General features: G+C 34.0%; 16 protein-coding genes and 1 pseudogene. 12 read left to right on the top strand and 5 right to left on the bottom strand.

The window, feature by feature from the left end:
* Positions 1–5: 5 nt before the first annotated feature.
* Both rsmG and mnmG read right to left on the bottom strand, forming a co-directional pair.
* Positions 6–605: a 16S rRNA (guanine(527)-N(7))-methyltransferase RsmG gene (rsmG, locus tag J6569_RS08490; RefSeq protein ID WP_296318242.1), complete on the bottom strand. Its 600-nt coding sequence runs from the start codon at positions 603–605 to the stop codon at positions 6–8.
* The gene (gene mnmG, locus J6569_RS08485) at positions 583–2,475 is read right to left on the bottom strand and encodes a tRNA uridine-5-carboxymethylaminomethyl(34) synthesis enzyme MnmG (RefSeq protein ID WP_296318241.1); all 1,893 of its coding nucleotides are present in this window, start codon (positions 2,473–2,475) and stop codon (positions 583–585) included. The genes rsmG and mnmG overlap by 23 nt, the downstream gene beginning before the upstream one ends.
* Before the next feature lie 573 nt (positions 2,476–3,048).
* Here mnmG and hda point away from each other — a divergent pair.
* On the top strand, positions 3,049–3,732 hold the full coding sequence (gene hda / locus J6569_RS08480) for a DnaA inactivator Hda (protein ID WP_081300165.1): 684 nt from the start codon (positions 3,049–3,051) through the stop codon (positions 3,730–3,732).
* Between the two features lies 1 nt (position 3,733).
* Entirely contained in the window at positions 3,734–4,513 is a 780-nt protein-coding gene (locus tag J6569_RS08475) for a Cof-type HAD-IIB family hydrolase (protein WP_085163809.1), read from the top strand.
* 23 nt (positions 4,514–4,536) lie between these two features.
* Here J6569_RS08475 and J6569_RS08470 read toward each other — a convergent pair whose 3' ends face one another.
* From J6569_RS08470 to tusB, 3 genes are all read right to left on the bottom strand, one after another.
* Complete coding sequence (locus J6569_RS08470) at positions 4,537–5,643, bottom strand: anhydro-N-acetylmuramic acid kinase (protein ID WP_296318240.1); 1,107 nt, start codon at positions 5,641–5,643, stop codon at positions 4,537–4,539.
* Between the two features lie 4 nt (positions 5,644–5,647).
* The gene (locus tag J6569_RS08465) at positions 5,648–6,211 is read right to left on the bottom strand and encodes a Sua5/YciO/YrdC/YwlC family protein (protein WP_065636380.1); all 564 of its coding nucleotides are present in this window, start codon (positions 6,209–6,211) and stop codon (positions 5,648–5,650) included.
* 118 nt (positions 6,212–6,329) lie between these two features.
* Positions 6,330–6,611, bottom strand: coding sequence for a sulfurtransferase complex subunit TusB (gene tusB / locus J6569_RS08460; protein ID WP_065590785.1), 282 nt, complete (start codon positions 6,609–6,611; stop codon positions 6,330–6,332).
* 127 nt (positions 6,612–6,738) lie between these two features.
* Here tusB and tsaE point away from each other — a divergent pair, with 127 nt between their 5' ends.
* The 10 genes and pseudogenes from tsaE to purT all read left to right on the top strand — a co-directional run bounded on the left by tsaE (position 6,739) and on the right by purT (position 17,411).
* Positions 6,739–7,212, top strand: a complete 474-nt coding sequence (gene tsaE, locus J6569_RS08455; RefSeq protein ID WP_065590797.1) for a tRNA (adenosine(37)-N6)-threonylcarbamoyltransferase complex ATPase subunit type 1 TsaE — start codon at positions 6,739–6,741, stop codon at positions 7,210–7,212.
* Positions 7,213–7,277: 65 nt separating this feature from the next.
* A pseudogene (locus J6569_RS08450) lies at positions 7,278–7,967 on the top strand (N-acetylmuramoyl-L-alanine amidase); the annotation flags it as partial.
* Between the two features lie 35 nt (positions 7,968–8,002).
* Positions 8,003–9,859, top strand: coding sequence for a DNA mismatch repair endonuclease MutL (gene mutL / locus J6569_RS08445; protein ID WP_296318239.1), 1,857 nt, complete (start codon positions 8,003–8,005; stop codon positions 9,857–9,859).
* Complete coding sequence (gene miaA / locus J6569_RS08440; RefSeq protein WP_034911914.1) at positions 9,852–10,763, top strand: tRNA (adenosine(37)-N6)-dimethylallyltransferase MiaA; 912 nt, start codon at positions 9,852–9,854, stop codon at positions 10,761–10,763. The genes mutL and miaA overlap by 8 nt, the downstream gene beginning before the upstream one ends.
* 286 nt (positions 10,764–11,049) lie before the next feature.
* The gene (gene hfq, locus J6569_RS08435; RefSeq protein ID WP_065590789.1) at positions 11,050–11,295 is read left to right on the top strand and encodes an RNA chaperone Hfq; all 246 of its coding nucleotides are present in this window, start codon (positions 11,050–11,052) and stop codon (positions 11,293–11,295) included.
* 19 nt (positions 11,296–11,314) lie between these two features.
* The gene (hflX, locus tag J6569_RS08430) at positions 11,315–12,610 is read left to right on the top strand and encodes a ribosome rescue GTPase HflX (RefSeq protein ID WP_085163813.1); all 1,296 of its coding nucleotides are present in this window, start codon (positions 11,315–11,317) and stop codon (positions 12,608–12,610) included.
* 23 nt (positions 12,611–12,633) lie between these two features.
* Complete coding sequence (gene hflK, locus J6569_RS08425; RefSeq protein ID WP_296318238.1) at positions 12,634–13,863, top strand: FtsH protease activity modulator HflK; 1,230 nt, start codon at positions 12,634–12,636, stop codon at positions 13,861–13,863.
* A 10-nt stretch (positions 13,864–13,873) separates the two neighbouring features.
* Complete coding sequence (hflC, locus tag J6569_RS08420; RefSeq protein WP_296318237.1) at positions 13,874–14,833, top strand: protease modulator HflC; 960 nt, start codon at positions 13,874–13,876, stop codon at positions 14,831–14,833.
* A gap of 19 nt (positions 14,834–14,852) precedes the next feature.
* Complete coding sequence (locus tag J6569_RS08415; protein ID WP_296318236.1) at positions 14,853–16,151, top strand: adenylosuccinate synthase; 1,299 nt, start codon at positions 14,853–14,855, stop codon at positions 16,149–16,151.
* A 78-nt stretch (positions 16,152–16,229) separates the two neighbouring features.
* Positions 16,230–17,411, top strand: coding sequence for a formate-dependent phosphoribosylglycinamide formyltransferase (gene purT / locus J6569_RS08410; protein WP_174799304.1), 1,182 nt, complete (start codon positions 16,230–16,232; stop codon positions 17,409–17,411).
* Positions 17,412–17,631: the final 220 nt, after the last annotated feature.

Here is a 17,631-nt window from a genome sequence, read left to right as displayed (position 1 = left end):
AAAAATTATTGTATAATAATCAAACACCTTTCAGCATCTAATTCTGGTATAGTCAATTTTATATTTTGTTTAAGTGTAAAACCATCAGCAATAGGATCTATATCGCTTCCTTTTAAAGCATAAAAAAATCCTTGTTCATTAGGAAGATGTTTACACCAACTAAGCATGTCTTGCAATGAAGCAAATGCTCGGCTAATAACTCCATCAAACTTTTTATCGTTATACACTTCTATTCGGCTTTGTATTGGGTTTATATTAGTTAGCTTTAATTCAAACTGAACTTGTTTTAAAAATCGAATACGCTTACCTAAACTATCCACTAAATCAAATTGTTTATCTGGGTTAATTATTGCTAGTGGAACACCTGGTAAACCAGGACCAGTTCCAACATCAATAAAAGTTTTGCCAGTTAAATAGGGCGATACAACTAAACTATCCATGATATGTTTGATTAACATTTCATTAGGATCTCGTACAGCTGTTAAGTTGTAAGTCTTATTCCATTTGTTGAGCATTTCAACATAATGGATCAATTGATCTATTTGTGATTCTGAGATAAAAAGATCGGTTTGATCTATTAGATTAATGAGTTTCTTTTTTAACATAATTTTTCTTTTTTAAATAAACTAGTAACATTGAAATCGCAGCAGGAGTAATTCCTGATATACGCGAAGCTTGTCCTATTGAAATAGGTTTATGTTGTTTTAATTTAGCCACAACTTCGTTCGATAAACCCGATATTTCAGCATAATCAATATGCTCAGGAATAAGCGTTTCTTCATTGCGTTTTTGACGTTCAATTTCTTCTATTTGCAGTTTTATATATCCATCATATTTAACTTGAATTTCAACCTGTTCCGCAGCCTGTACGTCGGACAATCCAGGAGCAAATAATGAAAGCGATTTCAATGTGTTATAACTCATTTCAGGTCGCTTAAGTAGCTCTTCTCCATTGGCTTCTTTAGTCAAATTAGCACTTAATACGGCGTTTACTTCGTCAATGCTTTCAATATGAGGATGTACCCATATATCACGTAATCTTGCTCTTTCTTGTTCAATAGCTTCAAATTTTTCGTTAAAACGTTGCCAGCGATAATCATCAACCATACCTAGCTTGCGACCAAGCTCGGTTAAGCGAATATCAGCATTGTCTTCACGTAACATTAAACGATATTCAGCACGCGAGGTAAACATGCGATAAGGTTCGTTAGTACCAAGAGTACAAAGATCATCAACTAATACCCCTAAATAGGCTTGATCACGGCTTGGATACCATTGATCTTGATCATATGCAAAACGTGCTGCATTTAAACCAGCAAGCATTCCTTGAGCTGCGGCTTCTTCATAGCCAGTTGTTCCGTTGATCTGTCCTGCTAAAAAGAGCCCTTTGATAACTTTACTTTCAAGTGTTGGCTTAAGATCCCTTGGATCAAAATAATCATATTCGATCGCATAACCTGGTCTGACAATATTAGCATTTTCTAATCCTTTCATACTGCGTACAAATGCTAATTGTGTATCAAATGGTAAACTTGTTGAGATCCCGTTTGGATATATTTCGTTGCTATCTAATCCTTCAGGCTCTAAATAGATCTGATGAGAATTACGATCCGCAAAACGCATAATTTTGTCTTCAATAGATGGGCAGTATCTTGGGCCAACTCCTTCTATAACACCTGTATACATGGGACTACGATCTAAACTATTTCGGATTATCTCGTGCGTTGTTTCGTTAGTGCTTGTTATATAGCAAGGAATTTGTTTAGGATGTTCGTTTGCATTACCTAAAAATGAGAATACAGGAACAGGATCATCACCATATTGTGTACCTAATTTTGAAAAATCAATTGTTCTCGCATCAATTCGTGGTGGTGTACCAGTTTTTAATCGTCCCATTCTAAATGGATATTGATGAAGTGATTTTGATAAGCCGATCGAAGCAGGATCGCCTGTACGTCCACCACTGTAATTATTAAGTCCTATATGGATCTTTCCGTCTAAAAAGGTACCTGTTGTTAATACGACTGTTTTAGCTTTAAAGCATACTCCCATTTGGGTTTTTACACCTAGGATCTGATCGTTTTCGATGATCACATCTTCAACAGATTGTTGAAAGAGCATTAAATTTTCTTGATTTTCAAGTGTAGTTCGGATCACTTTGCAATATAGTGATCGATCTGCTTGTGCTCTTGTAGCCCTAACTGCAGGTCCTTTACTGCTATTTAAGATCCTAAATTGGATCCCAGCATGATCGATAGCGTGTGCCATTAAGCCACCCATTGCATCAATTTCTTTTACCAAATGGCCTTTGCCTATACCACCAATGGCAGGATTACAAGACATTTGTCCTAATGTATTGATATTATGGGTTAAAAGTAGTGTTTTTCGCCCCATTCTTGCTGATGCCATTGCTGCTTCTGTTCCTGCATGACCGCCACCAACAATGATGACATCAAAAAGATCTGGATAAAACATAAAAAGCCTCGTATTTGTTTTGTGTATAGATGATCGCTAATTTAGATCGGGAGATTTGATTTATTCAGGGTAGGAGATTTTACTCATCTTTTTTGTTACGTCAAATGATCTATTAGGATCGCGGTCTAAATAAAATAAGATCTTTTAGATGATCTTTTTATTTTTATTATTATTAGATCGGATCCTTTTTGTTGATAACTCTTTTTTGTGATTATTTTATAGGATCTTATCGATCTGTCTATTCTGTTAATTGATCGGATCTTTTTTTGTTTTAACTTGTGTATAACTATTCTTTTTATCCACAACTGTTTTCTATTTCTAAGTTGTTAGTGCGATCATAACAGCTTGTTATCCTAATTTTTAACAGAGTTATCCACAAAAATTAAGTTTGATTGCTTAAATTTTAACTTTTTGTTGTTTTTATTTTAAACAACAATTTTTGATCGTTTTATTGTTTTTTGTTTTATTTTTTTATTAACTGTTATCTGTTTGTCTTTTTGTATAAAAGTGATTGATTTTTATAAAAGCAAATTTATACTTAATATGATTTTATTTGTATTGTGAGGTTACTTTATTACTCTTTCACAGTTACCTTTGCCTTTTCCGTTATCTAATAATGAAACTTTTGATAGTTTTTATGTAGGTAATAATCGGTTGTTGTTTGATTCATTGCAAACCTTGTTAGATAAAGAGGGGTTTAATGTCTTTTATATATGGGCGGCTAGCGTTGCAGGCCGAACTCACCTTTTACATGCGTCAAGCCAAAATAAATTAGCTAGTTATATTCCATTAAAACAGCATTACCATTTGGTACCTGAAATTTTACAGGGATTAGAAAATTATGATTTAGTCTGTTTAGATGATATTGATGCAATAGCAGGTCATAGGGATTGGGAAGAGGCTATTTTCGATTTATTTAATCGTTTGACAGAAAAGAATGTGAGTAAATTATTGATAACAGCAAATGCTCCACCTAAACAAATTTCTTTTATATTGCCTGATTTAGTTTCTAGATTATCTTGGGGGCAGGTTTATCAATTAAAAGAACTTAGCGATGATGACAAGCTTAAAGCTTTGCAATTGAGAGCGCAATTAAGTGGATTTGAACTATCAACAGATGTTGGGTTATTTTTATTAAAACGTGTTAATCGAGATATGCGTACATTATTTTCTTTATTAGAAAAGTTTGAAGTAGCAACGTTAGCACAACAACGAAAGCTAACTATTCCTTTTATTAAAAATATTTTGGATTTGTAATATGAGTCATAAACCTGAAGCTATTGTTTTTTTTGATTTAGATGGGACATTGTTTAATAGTCAAATTGATGTATTGTCCAGTTCCCTTAATGCTATAAAAAAATTAAAACATAATAATATTATTCCAGTGATAGCAACTGGTCGAACACCTTGTGAAGTTGCTGATTTAATGCAAAAGACTCAAATTGACTCAATTATTGGTATGAATGGGCAAGTAGTTTTATACAAAGGCGAAAAGGTTTTTACTAATAATATTGATAAAGATGTGATAATGAGAATACATCAGTATTCTAAGCAAAAAACGAATATTCCTTTATCTTTTTATAATGATGAAATGATGTGTATATCTGAGTATAGTCAACCAGCCGAGAAGTTTTATCATTATCTTAAGCAACCAGTTCCTCCTGTTGATGATCAGGTTTATTTAAAATTACCTATTCAGATGCTTTTATTACTTTGTGAATCTGGAGAAGATCTTTATCGAGATGTTTTTCCTGAACTAACTTTTATTCGTAATACCCCTTACTGTGTTGATGTTTTTAATCATGGTGGCTCTAAAGGTTATGGTATTACTCAGTTATTAAAAAATAAAGGGTTCACTGATGTGTCTACTTATGCATTTGGTGATGGTATGAATGATTTTGAAATGTTCCTAACCGTTGATCATCCTATTGCTATGGGTAATGCAGTTGATGAATTAAAAGCAAAAGCCGAGTTTGTTACAGATACTAATAATAATGATGGTATTGCTAAAGCGTTACAAAAATTTGGGTTGATTTGATCGATATTTATATATTTTTTAGTTTATTGATAAATAACTCCCAAACACACAGCTTGACTTGCGCCAGTTACCTCGGGAATATTTGATGGGATATTATTGATTCGACAATAAGCAAGCCAAGCAAAGGCTATTGCCTCCATATCGTCTCCATTTATACCTTTTGTATCGGTTGTTAATACTGACCATGATGGTAATAATGCTGATAATCTTTGCATAATAAGTGGATTTTTAGCACCTCCGCCACAGACTAAAAGTTCGCAAGGTAATTTTTTTAATATAGATAATTTGTTGATCTCATTTGCAATTGATAAAGAGGTTAATTCAACGAGCGTTGCTTGAATATCTTCTGCTTTAAAATCCGTCCCTATTAATTTTTTATGTAACCATGGTAAATTAAATAACTCTCTCCCTGTACTTTTAGGTGCTGGTATTTTGAAATAATCTTCATCAAATAATTTATTCAATAAGTCTTGATTAACTTTTCCTGTTTTTGCCCACAGTCCATTTTTATCATAGCTTTTACCTAGGTTTTGATTTATCCAGCAATCAAGCAGTACGTTTCCTGGACCTGTATCGTAACCAATAACAGTATGGTTAGGAATTAATACTGAAATGTTACTAATTCCTCCTATATTCAATACTACACGATTAATTTGTGGATCTTGTAGCACCGCTTTATGAAAAGCGGGGACTAGTGGTGCTCCTTGCCCTCCATAAGCCATATCTTTTCGACGAAAATCAGCTATGGTGGTTATGCCTGTTTTTGCTGCGATAATATTGGCATCGCCAATTTGTTGGGTAAATGGGTTTTTCCCGTTTGGTGCATGGTAAATAGTTTGCCCGTGGCAACCAATTGCTTTTATTTGTTGTTTATCAATTTTATTGTCTTTTAAAAATTGATTGATACTATCGGCAAATAATTCACCAAGTTGATGATCTAATTCACCCAAATTTTGTAATGTGGTTTGCTTTGTTTCACATAATGTTAATAATTGCTGCTTTAAGTTGGTGGGCATTGGGTAGCAACTACTAGCTATTGATGTGACATTTTTTGCGGTAATATTAATTATAGCAATATCAATTCCATCCATGCTGGTTCCCGACATTACGCCAATATATAAATTTTGCATATATCTATCCTTGTCGAATAATGTTACCTGTTTGAATATTTCTGATTTGAGATGGCTGTAATCTATTACCTGTTTGTCCTTGTAATATTGGAAAATTTTCACCAAATTGGCTAACGACATCACTTGCTGTTTTACAAGGTGGATAATTCGATAAATTAGCACTGGTTGAAACTATTGGTTTGCCATAAAGATCGCATAGTTTACAAACTAAGGGGTGATTGGTGACTCGTACTGCTATGGTGTCGAATTTACCAGTCAAAAAATAAGGTGTTTTTGTATTTTTAGGAAAAACCCAAGTAACAGGGCCTGGCCAGCTAGTAAGTGCTAACTGTTTTTGTTCATTAGTAATAGCTAATTCATCTATATAAGGGATCAGTTGTTGGTAATGGCTGGCAATTAAAATTAAGCCTTTATCTACTGAACGCTGTTTTAGTTGTAACAGTTTTAATACGGCTGATTCACAATCAGGATCACACCCTAGACCGAAAACAGCCTCGGTAGGGTAAGCAATCACTTCACCATTTTTTAAATAATTATTGATTTCCGATAGTGTTAATAAATTAGCCATAAATTTGAATACGAGCTGAGTACAATTGAGATTTATATTAAACTTAGGTTTTAGGTTTTGCAAATTTGCATGATTCATGCTTTTTAAAACTGGGTAGTTTTAGCATTATGCCCTATGGTCATTCCCAGTTCATTTGTGGAAAATGGTTAGTTGTAAGTTCAACAACTTGTTGCATATTGATAATTTTAAGCCTTGAATCAATAATTTTGCTTATTCCTCGGGCTTCTATATCGCTGTTGATGACGTAACAGTGTTTAGTTTTTTTTATAATATTATTTAATAATGGATTATTTTGTATAGCCAGAATAACGCCATTTTGCCAGAACAATACAACATCTTGAGCTGATATTAATTGTGGATTTATGGCTGATTGGTTTGCTGTTGATATAGTATGTAGCATTATTTTCACTTTTTATACTGAAACGTATAGTTACCTGAAACTTTTTTACAAAATCAAGCTCATTTTGGTTAGTACATCTTTGATGTTATTAGTATATAATAAGAACTATTTATTGAGCAAAGAATTCATCATGAAACCAGTTATTTTAAGCAATGAGCAACAAACGATTTTGTTTGGTAGTAAACTTGCCAAACTATGTTTAAACTATTTGTCCAAGCATGATGATACAATTATTATCTATTTAATAGGTGATCTAGGTGCAGGTAAAACAACTTTTAGTCGTGGTTTTTTGCAACAATTAGGTCATGTAGGTAACGTAAAAAGTCCAACTTATACATTAGTTGAACCCTATCAATTTGATGATTTTTCAGTTTACCATTTTGATTTATATCGGCTTTGCGATCCAGAAGAATTAGAGTATATGGGGATTCGTGAATATTTTTCTTCGCGATCAATTTGTTTGATTGAGTGGCCACAGCAAGCAAATGGGATCTTGCCAAGCGCGGATCTTGAAATTCATTTGACTTATTTGGCGCTTGAACGTACTGCTTGCGTTCAGGCAATAAGCGAAAAAGGCAGTGAGATTATTAATCTATCATAATTGAAATAAACAATATAAAGACAATGAAAAAACTATTCACTTTTTTTATCTTATTACTGCTTTGTAGTTCTGCTTATGCAGCTAAAGTTGTGATTGCCGTTGATGCAGGGCATGGTGGTAAAGATTCCGGCGCAATAGGGAAAAATAAGTTATATGAAAAAACAGTTACGCTTTCTATTGCTAAAAAACTTACCAATTTATTAAATAAAGATCCTAATTTTAAAGGGGTGTTAACCCGTAGCAGTGATAATTTTATTTCTGTTTCACAACGCTCTGAAATCGCTAGAAAAAATAAAGCTAATTTGTTAGTTTCAGTTCACGCCGATGCTGCACCAAATCGGAATGCAACTGGTGCTTCGATCTGGGTATTGTCAACTAAGCGAGCTGACACAGAACTTGGTCGTTGGCTTGAACAAGATGAAAAACAGTCACAATTACTTGGTGGGGCAGGTGATGCGCTTAGCGATGATCATGATCCTCATTTAAGTCAAGCCGTATTAGATCTGCAATTTTCTTATTCTCAACGAGTGGGATATGAGTTAGCAAAACAAGTATTAAAAGAAATGAAAGGGATAACAAAGTTACATAAATCTGCTCCAGAACATGCAAGCTTAGGGGTATTACGTTCACCAGATATTCCATCGATTTTAGTTGAAGTTGGTTTTATCTCTAACGAAGGTGAAGAACGCTTACTAAGTAGTAATACTCATCAAGATAAGATTGCGAAAGCTATCTATCAAGGTATAAAAAATTACGTTAAACAAAATCCAAAATTTGGAGAACAGCATTAATGGCAATTCATATTCTTTCTCCTCAATTAGCAAATCAAATTGCTGCTGGTGAGGTGGTAGAACGTCCAGCATCAGTCATTAAAGAGTTGGTTGAAAATAGCCTTGATGCGGGAAGTACTCAAATTGATATTGATCTTGAGCAAGGCGGCTGTAAATTAATTCGTATTAGAGATAATGGTTGCGGTATTGCTAAAGATGAATTAGCACTGGCGCTTGCTCGTCATGCGACAAGTAAAATCAGCAAGTTAGATGATTTAGATTCTATTATTAGCCTTGGATTTCGTGGTGAGGCGCTGGCGAGTATAAGTTCAGTTGCAAGATTGACATTAACTTCACGCACAGCAGAACAAACTGAAGCTTGGCAAGTTTATGCTGAAGGGCGAGATATGGAACCGGTGATTAAACCTGCTGCACATCCTGTTGGCTCGACTGTTGAAGTACTTGATTTGTTTTACAATACGCCTGCAAGACGCCGTTTTTTAAAAACAGAAAAAACTGAATTTATGCATATTGAGGAATTCGTTCGGCGTATTGCGCTAGCACGTCCTGATGTTACTTTTAATTTGCAGCATAATAGTAAACTTGTTAGGCAGTACCGTTCATCTACCCTTGAAAAAAGGGTAGAATTGGTATGTGGGCGAGTATTTATGCAAAAAGCAGTCAAATTAGATTGGCAACATGATGATTTGTTCATTCAAGGTTGGGTAACAAGTAGTGAAGTTAGTAATTTGCAATATTTTTATGTTAATGGTCGAGTTATCAAAGATAAATTACTTAATCATGCATTGCGACAAGCCTATATAAGACGTGCGAATGAACAACAAAGTTATGTGGTGTTTTTACAAATAGATCCAAAACAAGTTGATGTTAATGTTCACCCTGCTAAACATGAAGTCCGTTTTCATGAGGCAAGATTGGTTCATGATTTCGTTTATCAAGCTATAGTTATGGCTCTTGAATCGGATTTATCTGTAACAGATGAAAAAGTAACAATAACACCTAATCGGCAAGCAGCTGGAGAAAATATCTTTAATCAACAGACGATTTCTAAGCCTTATCAAGCTAGTAACCAATTACCTAAAAAACCTAGTAATTATGCTAAAGAAAATGCGTTGTATGGTCAGTTAGTTAGCGTTGAATCTTCTTCTCAAAATATTGTACAACTTGAGCCAGAAAAGCCATTTTTATCGGTAGAAGAAAATGAAATAACTGAACCACAAAAAGCGGTTATTGAATCATTATTTCCTAAACGAAATTTACCATTGCAATCATTACAACAGCAGCTTGATAATTCATTATTAGTGACATTTGGACGGGTGTTAACTATTATTCAACCTGATATTGCATTGCTTGAAAAAAATGAAGATAATCAACAAAAATTAATGTTGATGAAGTTGCCTATTGCTCAACAAAAATTCGTTGCGATTAAATTATTGTCACAAGATTCTGAAAAATTGCTTATCCCATTAACAATTTTAATTAATAATAAGGAGCAGAAAGTCCTTTCTTCTTATCAGCCGCAACTAAATTTTTTAGGTTTTGATTTTTATATTGATAAAGCGAAGCTGTATTTGCAAAATGTTCCTAAAATGTTGCGTACTATCAATTGGCAACAATTATTGCCCGCTTTAATTGCTTTTATTTCTGATTCAAAAAATGAAGTTTTAGATCCAACGCAAATAGCGGCTTGGTTAGCTAATCAGTATTATGATAGTGTTACGATGAACTGGAGTGTAGTAAAAGCCATTCAGTTACTAGCTCAATTAGAACAAGTGGATATTAATCTGTTACAACAAGATTCATTTTTATACCCAATTGACATGCAATCTTTAACTCAATCGATTTATCATGAATAAACCAAAAATTATTTCGTTAATGGGGCCAACAGCATCTGGTAAAACGGCATTTGCTATGGCGCTTTATGATCGTTATCCTATTGATATTATTAGCGTCGATTCAGCTCTAATTTATCGTGGTATGGACATTGGTACTGCAAAACCGACTAAAGAAGAGCAACAAAAGTATCCACATAAATTGATTGATATTTGTGATCCTGCAAAAAGTTATTCGGCAGCTAATTTTAGACATGATGCCATTGTGGAAATTGAAAAAACCCTAAAAAAAGGGCGAATTCCATTATTAGTTGGTGGAACAATGCTCTATTTTAAGGCTTTAATTGAAGGGCTTTCACCGCTTCCTGCTGCTGATAGCGTAATTCGTAAGCAAATAGAGGAAAAAGCTAATAAATTAGGTTGGCAAGCGATTCACGAAGAGCTAAAAAAGATCGATCCAATTTCAGCTGAACGAATTCATCCTAACGATCCTCAGCGGCTTAATCGTGCTTTAGAGGTTTATTTAATTTCAGGCAAAAGTCTAACTGAACTTACACAAGAAAGTGGCGAAACATTACCATACGATATTATGCAATTTGCTATTATGCCGCAAGATCGTTCGCAATTACATGAACGTATTGAACAACGCTTTTTACAGATGTTGGATCAAGGATTTGAAAATGAAGTCAGAGCACTTATGCAGCGATCGGATTTACATTTAAATTTACCTTCTATGCGTTGTGTTGGATATCGTCAAATGTGGGAGTATTTAAATGGTAATACAAGTTATGATGAAATGGTTTTTAAAGGAATCTGCGCTACTCGTCAATTAGCTAAACGACAAATAACATGGCTTCGTGGTTGGAAACAACCTATTACGTGGTTAAACAATGATAATATGGATTCAATATTCCGAAACATATTTTAAGTGATAATTTTTATAGTGGTTTAATAATATACAATTGTAAATTTTTTCGTAGGTAAAGTTATGTATATTAGTGTCAGTATTTAGTATTTTTTTTACCTTTTTAGTTTAAATTTTTTAAAATTTTAGTTATTTGTGCATTAATTATAGTTGATTGGTTTAAGAGAAGCTTTTTTTATGTTATTTTGGTAGATACTAAAGATGTATCTGAAATAGTATGTAAAATACATTAATTATTTATAAATGTATTTATTTTATCTTAATATAATTATTTTTAAAGGATAAACTCATGTCAAAAGGGCAGTCATTACAAGATCCTTATTTAAATTTGCTTCGTAGAGAGCATATTCCTGTCTCAATCTATTTAGTTAATGGTATTAAGTTACAAGGACAAATTGAATCATTTGATCAATTTGTGATTTTGTTAAAAAATACTGTAAGCCAAATGGTATATAAACATGCTATCTCGACAGTCGTACCATCTAGACCTATTTCTGGATTGGTATCTCAATCCGAAGAGGAAAGCGAAAGCTGAATTTCAGTGGAGAATCTGATTGTTTGAGAGATATAAAGGCGGTGAATCTGCCTTATTAGTCCATGTATTCTTCCCTCAAGAGAGCAATATCGAGGATCTTAAAGAGTTTGAAATTTTGGTTTCTTCGGCTCAAATAGATATTCTCGATATTGTAACAACCTCAAGAAAAGTACCTCAAACCAAATATTTTGTAGGTGAAGGTAAAGCTCAAGAAATAGCAGAAAAAGTTAAACAGCTTAATGCTTCTGTTATTTTAGTAAATCATTCTTTAACTCCCTCCCAAGAACGTAATCTAGAGCAATTATGCAAATGTCGTGTTGTTGATAGAACAGGATTGATTCTTGATATTTTTGCTCAAAGAGCCAGAACACATGAAGGTAAATTACAGGTTGAATTAGCACAGTTACAACATCTTTCGACTCGTTTAGTTCGAGGTTGGACGCATTTAGAACGTCAAAAAGGTGGGATAGGTTTACGTGGTCCAGGTGAAACTCAATTAGAAACTGATAGAAGGTTGATTCGTCAACGGATTCAATTAATTTTATCAAGACTTGCTAAAGTTGAAAAACAGCGAAATCAAAATCGTCAATCACGAAATAAAGCAGATCTATCAACAGTCTCTTTTGTTGGCTACACGAATGCAGGTAAATCAACATTATTTAATGCGTTAACAAATGCTGATGTATATGCTGCTAATCAGTTATTTGCTACACTCGATCCAACGCTTCGTCGAGTTATTGTTGATGATGTCGGTGAAGTTGTTTTAGCTGACACAGTTGGTTTTATTCGCCATTTGCCACATGATTTAATTGCGGCTTTTAAAGCAACGTTATTAGAAACTCAACAAGCTGCATTGTTATTACATGTTGTTGATGCAGCAGATCCTAATTTATTAGATAATATGCATGCTGTTGATGAAGTTTTGCACGAAATTGATGCGCACGAAATTCCAACATTACTTGTTATGAATAAAATCGACTTGATAGAAGGCAAACAACCAAGTATTGATAGAGATGAAAACGGTATACCAATTCGTGTTTGGATTTCAGCGCAAAATAGTTTAGGATTAGATCAATTATTTATCGCTTTAAAAGAAAGGCTAGCTAAGCAAATACAAGTTTGCCACTTAAACTTACCTGCTTATTTAGCAAGATTAAGAAGTCGTTTATATCAGTTAAATGCGGTAGAAAATGAATTTATTAATGAGGATGGTAGTTTTCATCTAGATGTGAGAATTCCCTCTATAGAATGGAATCGCCTCTGTAAACAAGAACCAGATCTGTTATACTTGATCAATAAGCAAAATAACAACTAATTATCAAATGGAGCATATACAATATGGCGTGGAATCAGCCCGGCAATAACGGACAAGATAACGACCCATGGGGGAATAATAAAAAAAAGCCAACTAATCATTCATCTGATGGTTTATTTGATAAAGTTAAAAAATTATTAAAAAAAAATAATTTCGGTAATAATAATGGTTCCTCTGGAATTAAATTGCCGATGAGTACAACTAAAATTATCATATCTATAATTGCTTTACTTATTGTAGTTTGGGCAGGAAGTGGATTTTATACCATTAACCAAAATCAACGTGGTGTAATTACTCGCTTCGGTCAAGTTCAATCTGAAATCATTCAACCAGGACTAAATTGGAAGCCAACTTTAATCGATAAAGTGTATATTGTTGATACACAGGGTATTCGAAATTTCAACGAAAAGGGACTTATTGTTACAGCTGGTGAAAATTTGGTTTTTGTTGATATAAATGTGCAATATAGTGTCAGCGATCCTTTAAAATATTTATTTAATGTCACTAATGTAGAAGATAGTTTGCGCCAAGCTTCCGATAGCGCCCTTAGAACGGTGGTGGCAAGTTCAAATATTGATGCGATAATTTCTGATGAACGTTCAGCTCTAGAACGTAGTACTAAAGATGAGTTAGTTAATATCATTAGTCCCTATGATATGGGTATTAATATTGTTAATTTGAATTTTCAAGTTGCTCGTCTACCAGATGAAGTGAAAGGTACTGACAATAAAACGCTTCATTCTCAAGACGATAGTGAGCGAGAAATCAAACAAGCTGAAGCTGATAAGGTGAAAAAAATTCAGCAAGCAGAAGAACGTTCAGCAGGAATTTTAGCTGATGCTAATGCATATAAGGTTAGAGTAGAACTTGAAGCTGCAGGTGATGTGGCCAGTTTTGAAAAAATCTTACCACAATATAAAGTAGCACCAGAAATTACTAAAGAACATTTATATATTGAAACTATGGAAAGAGTATTAACCAAAACTAATAAGATTATAGTGAATGATAAAAGTGGAAATTTGATGGTGTTACCGTTAGAAGCACTATTAAAAAATAAGAGTGAAAAAAATTCTCAAACAATGACGTTATCAAACCAAAATAGTGAATATAATTCCAATATGCTGAGCTCGTCTGAAACAGTAAAAGAACAGCCTAAATCAAAGCTGGAATTATCAAAAGAAAATAACAATAACACTAATAACACCATTAAAGTTGGCGAGACTACGCGGACTCCACGGTTTATGGGAAGATAAGGAGAAAAGCATGCGCAAATTATTGGTTCCTATAGTATTAATTTTGATTGGTGTGTTTTTTTCTAGCGCTTATGTTATTGAAGAAGGTACTCGTGGAATAGTTTTACGGTTTAATAAAATTATAGGATTATCTGAACCTGGATTACATTTTAAATTTCCAGGAATGGATAATGTAAAAATTGTTGATGCTAAAATAAAAACAATAAATAGTCCTAATAATGTCGGTCAAGAACAAAAATTTAGAACACGTGAAAATAAAGATTTAGTTGTTGATTATTTTGTACAATGGAAGATTGTTGATTTTAATCGATATTATGAAACTATTGCTAGTGGTAATAGTATCGATAACTTGTTACTTGCTCGATTAAATAGCTGTTTAAGAGCAGAAATTGAAAAATTAAATATCATTGATGTTGTTAATGATACAAATAATAGCTCTCATAATTCTATAGTCTCTCGTGTAAAGAATAATTTAAATAGCACTATTAAAGAATTGGATAAAAGTAATTCGATTGAAAAGCAAGTTAATAAAGATGAAAAAGCTTTAGATGTTAATCAAGCAAGTATGAGACCGTTCGGTATTGAAGTTATTGATGTCCGCTTAAAGAAAGTTAATTTTCCTCAAGAAATATCTAATTCTATTTATGAGGAAATGAAAGCAGAAAGAAATAATATTGTCCAAAATCAACATTTTAAAGGTGTTAAAAGAGCTGATGAAATACGAGCAGAGGCTACATTAGAAGTAACCAAAATATTATCTGAAGCTGAAAGTCAATCTCGATCTATTCGTGGTGAAGGTGATGCAAATGCAATCAAACTTTATGCTGATGCTTTTGGTAAAGATATAGAGTTTTTTAGCTTTATACGAAGGCTAAAAGCTTATGAACGAAGCTTTACAGATAATGATATTGTAGTTATTAGTCCTGATAGTGAATTTTTTAAATATATGAAATTAAAATCTGATAATTAACAAAATGAGTAAATAGTCTATGAGTAATAATGTTGTTGTGTTAGGTACACAATGGGGTGATGAAGGAAAAGGTAAAGTTGTTGATTTACTTACGGAAAAATCAAAGTATGTTGTTCGCTATCAAGGCGGGCATAATGCAGGTCATACATTAGTTATTAATGGTGAAAAAACAGTATTACACTTAATTCCATCAGGAATTTTACGTAATGATGTTATTAGCATTATTGCTAATGGTGTAGTGCTTTGTCCTGATGCTTTGATGAAAGAGATGAAAGAGTTAGAAAATAGTGGTATTCCTGTTAGGGAAAGACTCCTTATCTCTGAATCATGTCCTCTAATTTTGCCTTACCATATTGCATTAGATCAAGCTCGAGAAAAAGCTCGTGGCAATAAAGCTATTGGAACAACAGGGCGTGGTATTGGTCCTGCTTATGAGGATAAAGTTGCTCGCCGTGGACTTCGAGTTGGTGATTTACGTGATCGTCAAGCTTTTGCTGAAAAACTAAAAGATGTGATGGAATATCATAATTTCCAATTAGTCAATTATTACAAAACCGAAGCAGTAGATTATCAAAAAGTTTTAGATGCTACATTAGCTATAGCTGATATTTTAGTTGCTATGATTGCCGATATTCCTGCGCTTTTAGAAGATGCACGAAGAAAAGGTGAAAGAATTATGTTCGAAGGTGCACAAGGTACATTACTTGATATCGATCATGGTACTTATCCTTTTGTAACTTCTTCTAATACTACTGCTGGTGGTGTGGCAACGGGATCTGGTTTTGGTCCGCGTTATGTTGGCTATGTGTTAGGTATTGTTAAAGCTTACTCTACGCGTGTTGGTGCAGGCCCATTCCCTACAGAGCTATTTGATGAAGTTGGTGAGTATCTTTGTAAACAAGGTAATGAATTTGGTGCAACAACAGGTCGTCGCCGTCGTACTGGATGGCTTGATGCAGTTGCTGTGCGTAAAGCGGTACAACTTAATTCTGTTTCAGGATTTTGTTTAACTAAGCTTGATGTGTTAGATGGGCTGAAAGAAGTAAAAATTTGTGTCGGTTACCAATTACCAAATGGTGATGTTATCAAAAATGCTCCAGCTGCCGCTGAAGAGTGGAGCTTAGTTAAACCTGTTTATGAAACTATGCCAGGTTGGAGCGAATCAACTTTTGGTATTAAAAGCTATGATGCACTGCCACAAGCAGCAAAAGCTTATATCAAAAGAATTGAAGAGTTAACCGAAACACCAATTGATATTATTTCAACAGGTCCGGATCGCAATGAAACCATGATTTTACGTGATCCTTATCAAGCTTAATATTGATTAAAAAATCGGGATAATTTTCCCGATTTTTTATTTCTTGAGATATAACGATTAACTGTGTATGAGGGAATTATGGCTAAATTAGGTACTCCTTTATCACCGACTGCAACAAAAGTATTACTTTGTGGTGCAGGAGAGTTAGCTAAAGAAGTGGCGATTGAATTACAACGTTTTGGCTGTGAAGTTATTGCAGTTGATCGATACGCTAATGCGCCAGCAATGCAAGTAGCTCATCGGTATCATACTGTTAATATGCTTGATGGGGATGCTCTAAAAAAAGTCATTGAAATGGAAAATCCCGATTATATTGTTCCAGAAATTGAAGCTATTGCCACATCTACACTAGTTGAGTTGGAAAAAGAAGGATTTACTGTTATTCCAACAGCAAAAGCAACGCAATTAACAATGAATCGTGAGGGGATTCGCCGTCTTGCTGCAGAAGAATTAAAACTACCCACTTCACCTTATCGTTTCGCCGAAAACGAATTTGAATATGAACAAATGGTAAAAGAGATAGGTTTTCCATGTTTGGTTAAGCCAGTTATGAGCTCTTCGGGTAAAGGTCAATCTTTATTGCGTAGTGAAGCAGATATTAAATCTTCATGGATATATGCTCAAGAGGGAGGGCGCTCTGGTGGGGGTAAAGTAATCATAGAAGGTTTTGTTGATTTTGATTACGAGATTACTTTGCTGACTGTTCGGCATATTAACGGAGTTTCATTCTGCGAACCAATTGGCCATCGTCAAGAAAAAGGTGATTATCGAGAATCTTGGCAACCTCAGCAGATGCCTGAAAAAGCATTGAAACAAGCGAAAAATATTGCAACTAAAATAACAGAAGCATTAGGTGGACGAGGGGTATTTGGTGTTGAATTATTTGTTAAAGGGGAGCAAGTATGGTTTAGTGAAGTATCACCTCGCCCCCATGATACCGGTATGGTGACATTAATTTCACAAAACCTATCTGAGTTTGCATTACATGCTAGGGCAATATTAGGATTGCCAATTCCAATTATAGAACAATATGGTGCCTGTGCATCATCTGTCTTATTAATAGAAGGTAATTCCAAACAAATAACTTTTGCTAATATTGATAAAGCATTAAGCGAACCGCAAACTGATTTACGTTTATTTGGTAAACCAGAAGTAAAAGGAACAAGAAGAATGGGAGTTGCGTTAGCTAGAGCATCGACAGTTAAAGAGGCTACTAATAAAGCTATTAATGTGACAAAACAACTAAAAATAACCCTATAATGCCTAAATTTGTGTAAAAAGCAGTCATTCAACACAAAAAATTAAAAATTTCTAAAATAGGGGTTGACGTTCACATGTGAAGTGAGTAACATACGCAACCCTTGAGACAGCGAACTAAATCAACGAAAGGTTGACGAGGGATGTAAGCTGTTAGCTCTTTAAAAAGAAGAAACAGACAATCTGTGTGGGCACTTACGAGACAAAAGATTAAAGTCTACGG

Source organism: Gilliamella sp. (genome assembly GCF_024104075.1).
GTDB classification, from domain to species: Bacteria; Pseudomonadota; Gammaproteobacteria; order Enterobacterales; family Orbaceae; genus Gilliamella; species Gilliamella bombi.
This window is presented reverse-complemented; position numbering and strand designations above follow the sequence as displayed.

What these genes read in the sequence shown, in the direction of transcription:
- hflC (WP_296318237.1), top strand. Translation starts at nt 13,874, where the DNA reads ATGCGCAAATTATTGGTTCCTATAGTATTAATTTTGATTGGTGTGTTT.
- rsmG (WP_296318242.1), bottom strand. Translation starts at nt 605, where the DNA reads ATGTTAAAAAAGAAACTCATTAATCTAATAGATCAAACCGATCTTTTT.
- hflK (WP_296318238.1), top strand. Translation starts at nt 12,634, where the DNA reads ATGGCGTGGAATCAGCCCGGCAATAACGGACAAGATAACGACCCATGG.
- hfq (WP_065590789.1), top strand. Translation starts at nt 11,050, where the DNA reads ATGTCAAAAGGGCAGTCATTACAAGATCCTTATTTAAATTTGCTTCGT.
- J6569_RS08415 (WP_296318236.1), top strand. Translation starts at nt 14,853, where the DNA reads ATGAGTAATAATGTTGTTGTGTTAGGTACACAATGGGGTGATGAAGGA.
- J6569_RS08475 (WP_085163809.1), top strand. Translation starts at nt 3,734, where the DNA reads ATGAGTCATAAACCTGAAGCTATTGTTTTTTTTGATTTAGATGGGACA.
- mutL (WP_296318239.1), top strand. Translation starts at nt 8,003, where the DNA reads ATGGCAATTCATATTCTTTCTCCTCAATTAGCAAATCAAATTGCTGCT.
- mnmG (WP_296318241.1), bottom strand. Translation starts at nt 2,475, where the DNA reads ATGTTTTATCCAGATCTTTTTGATGTCATCATTGTTGGTGGCGGTCAT.
- tusB (WP_065590785.1), bottom strand. Translation starts at nt 6,611, where the DNA reads ATGCTACATACTATATCAACAGCAAACCAATCAGCCATAAATCCACAA.
- purT (WP_174799304.1), top strand. Translation starts at nt 16,230, where the DNA reads ATGGCTAAATTAGGTACTCCTTTATCACCGACTGCAACAAAAGTATTA.
- J6569_RS08470 (WP_296318240.1), bottom strand. Translation starts at nt 5,643, where the DNA reads ATGCAAAATTTATATATTGGCGTAATGTCGGGAACCAGCATGGATGGA.
- J6569_RS08465 (WP_065636380.1), bottom strand. Translation starts at nt 6,211, where the DNA reads ATGGCTAATTTATTAACACTATCGGAAATCAATAATTATTTAAAAAAT.
- miaA (WP_034911914.1), top strand. Translation starts at nt 9,852, where the DNA reads ATGAATAAACCAAAAATTATTTCGTTAATGGGGCCAACAGCATCTGGT.